This is a genomic window from Erythrobacter sp., from assembly GCF_038133525.1.
GTDB lineage: Bacteria > Pseudomonadota > Alphaproteobacteria > Sphingomonadales > Sphingomonadaceae > Qipengyuania.
In genome coordinates this window covers 12153-15225 of the sequence record NZ_JAYPTL010000056.1, presented here as the reverse complement: position 1 = coordinate 15225, position 3073 = coordinate 12153, and the positions used below count along the sequence as shown (strand labels likewise).

3 protein-coding genes are annotated in these 3073 nt (G+C 60.6%); 1 reads left to right on the top strand and 2 read right to left on the bottom strand.

Features of this window, described 5'->3' with window-relative positions; all coding sequences use genetic code 11:
* Window positions 1–466: 466 nt before the first annotated feature.
* Both AAFM29_RS13630 and AAFM29_RS13625 read right to left on the bottom strand, forming a co-directional pair.
* Entirely contained in the window at window positions 467–1840 is a 1374-nt protein-coding gene (locus AAFM29_RS13630; RefSeq protein ID WP_341713335.1) for a peptide MFS transporter, read from the bottom strand.
* Window positions 1837–2730 carry an alpha/beta fold hydrolase gene (locus tag AAFM29_RS13625; protein ID WP_341713334.1) on the bottom strand — a complete coding sequence of 298 codons (894 nt, stop codon included), beginning with the start codon at window positions 2728–2730 and terminating at the stop codon, window positions 1837–1839. The genes AAFM29_RS13630 and AAFM29_RS13625 overlap by 4 nt, the downstream gene beginning before the upstream one ends.
* 197 nt (window positions 2731–2927) lie before the next feature.
* Between AAFM29_RS13625 and AAFM29_RS18110 the strand changes: the two genes are divergently transcribed.
* Window positions 2928–3073: PilZ domain-containing protein (locus AAFM29_RS18110; RefSeq protein ID WP_371830752.1), on the top strand; the 146-nt coding region annotated here is incomplete at its 3' end.

Sequence of the window (3073 nt, the reverse complement as noted above, 5' to 3'; positions counted from 1 at the left end):
CGCGAGGACCGAGGCGGTCACCGCTGCAGAAATGGCGAGAATGGCTAGCTTGTTCATAGGATCATCCTTTCCTCGAAAGAGATGATCGGCCGCAGAGAGTTTCGCGCAATGTGCGACTGGTGGTTATTATCAAGCGTTGACGGTCTATGGTCGATCCGTGTCCGGCGGCATCTGCGGGGCACCTCCGGGCAGGCGGGAACTTACGCCCATTCCAATTCCTGTCAAATTATTGTCGGAATGGGCACGTAAGCATGTCGCACCCTTCCAAATCTGTAATTTTCTTACAATTGAGCAAATTTTTCGGATCGAACGAAATGACATTGAGAGCCGTGGCCGCATGCAATGGATTGTTCCGCGCAAGCGACTCGTTCCAGTCACCTCACGAATGCAGCAGCCACGCCTTAAATGCCGTGTCGCTGGTCGATTTCCGCCGACAGCCGGTCGAGACGCGGCGCCTCCCGATCTCCTAGCCGAGATCCTCCAAGGCATCCATGCGCCGCTTGATTGCACCACCAAGAAACAGCACGAGCAATGCGCCAGTGGCGGAAATGCCGGCCTGCAGGGTCCAGAAGGCGACGTCGCCCAAAGGCTCGTAGAAGCGCGCAATATAGCCCGTGCCGACCCCTACCACGAACAGGGTGAGATAGGCCCCCGCCATCATCAGCGCATTGATCTTCTTCGGCGCGCGGCGCGAAACCAGCGCAAGCGCGGTCGGCCACTGGTACATGAAGGCGATGCCCGAAAGGAAATAGGCCACCAGCGGAAACAGGATCGAGACCTTCCCGTCGGGCGCGCTCAGCGCTCCGATAGCCAGCATGGCCGAGGAACACGCCATGATGATTGCCCCGGTCGCGATCTTCGCCAGGTCGCCAGGTTCGCCCCCACGCCTCCCCTGCCAGGCCCAGATCACCAGAAGCAGGGGGAGCGCGACGACCGAGGCGAAGCTGTCTTCCGACGCAAACCATGGGGTCGGTACCGTTAGCGTGCCGATAGTCAGATCGACCCGCTCATTGACCCACAAAAGGCCGACGTTCCACAGCTGCTCATAGGCGAAGCTCTGGCACATGGTGATCAACAGGACGCAGACCACCAGGGCGATCATCTTCCATTCGCTGGCGGTGAGGGGAGGTAGGCTCTCACCCACGGGTGCGACGGCGCGATCTTCGGCAAAGTACTTGAGGCCGGTAAAATAGACGACCGCGGCAACCAGCATGAACAGCCCCGCCGCGCCAAAGCCGATATGCCAGCCATAGACCTGCGCCAGCAATCCGCAAACCAGTGGCCCGATCGTCGCCCCGACATTGATCCCGGTGGAGAAGATCGCATAGCCCTTCGAGCGCAGCGTTTCCTCATGGCGTTCGTAGAGATGCCCCACCTGTGCCGCGATATTGCCCTTGAGACAGCCGGAGCCCAGCACCAGCAGCAGCAATGCGAGCAGGAACGACACATCGAAGGCCATGGCAAAATGGCCCAGCGTCATCAGCGCGATGCCGATCATGACCACGCGTTTGGCGCCCAGCCAGCGATCGGCCAGCAAGCCGCCGAACAGCGGGGTGAAATAGACGAAACCCGCGTAGAGCCCGAAGGTCTGGCTCGCGAAAGCCTGGGTCGATAGCTCGCCAAAGATGCTCTCTACCACGCTGCGATAGGCGCCCATCCCCGCGACGTTCTCTATCCGCCCGGGCAGAAGCAGTTCCTGCACCATGTAGAGCACCAGCAGGGCGCGCATGCCGTAGAAGCTGAACCGCTCCCACATCTCGGTCATGGCAAGGAAGATCAGTCCCTTGGGATGCCCCCAAAGGCGTTCTTCATGTCTGGGCACTACCGGTGCCTTGTTCACGCCCCCACAGCCGCCTTGGCATGCGCCGCGATCGCGTCGGCCACCTCGTCTACCAGCTCAAGCGGGAGGTCATGACCCCAGCCGGGAATGGTCTTTATCTGCGCGCCGGGAATGTTGGCAGCGGTGTCACGCCCCCCTTCGACGGGGACAAGCGGATCATCCTCACCGTGCAAGACCAGTGTGGGCACAGAAATGCCCTTGAGCATGGGGCGGCGGTCACCGTCCGCGACGATAGCGGACAGATGCCGCGTCGGCCCTTCGGGATAGACGCTACGACGCACGGTAGCCCGCGTCCGTTCGCGCAACCGGTCTTCATCGGCCGGATATCCGGGCGAGCCGATTGTGCGCGCAAGCTTCATGCCATGTTCGACCAGCACCTCCTCGTCCATGCTCGCCGGCCTGGTCACCAGTACCTTCATCGCTTCAGGCCTGGCTGGCGGGAGCTTGGGGTTTCCTGTGGTCGAGAAGATCGAGGTCAGCGAAAGAGCCTTGTCCGCGTGGCGTGCGGCGAAATGCTGCGCGATCATGCCACCCATGCTGGCGCCGACAATATGCGCTTTGGCGATGCCCAGGGCATCGAGCAGGCCCGCCCCGTCATCGGCCATATCGGCCAGCGTATAGGGCACCTTGGGCTTGAAACCGAGCTTCGAAAGCAAGGTCATCTTGATCAGCCCGGGAGCCTTGACCCCGTGAAACTTGTGGCTGAGCCCGATATCGCGATTGTCATAGCGGATCACGTGGAAGCCGTGCGCCGCAAGCGCTTCGACCAGTTCGTCGGGCCAAAGGGTCAACTGGGCACCGAAGCCCATGATCAGCAGCATCGGCGGGTTCGCCGGATCACCATGCTCTTCGTAGTGGATTTCTATTCCATTTGCAGTCGCAGTGGGCACGCCGGACTCTCCCCTATTGATCCTTTGCCAAGGATTTCAGCGGAATCCTGACCGCTTGTCCACGCACATTGTCACATCCCGACCGATCAATGTTATCCAAACCTTATGCCGCGATCGGAAATGTCGCGTACATACAAGCGTACGGTCGCTGGCTACGACAGTGTCCTGAGTAGCATTACCTTCCAGGGAACGTTGAAATGGAGCGCCGCAAAGAACCGCGCAGAAATGCCAGCCTGGCAGTTATTGCGCGGGTCGGCGGGATTTCGATTCCCTGCGAGTTGCGCAACCTGTCGCAGTCAGGCTGCATGATCACCTGTTCCCGGATTCTCGCACAGATGGGAAC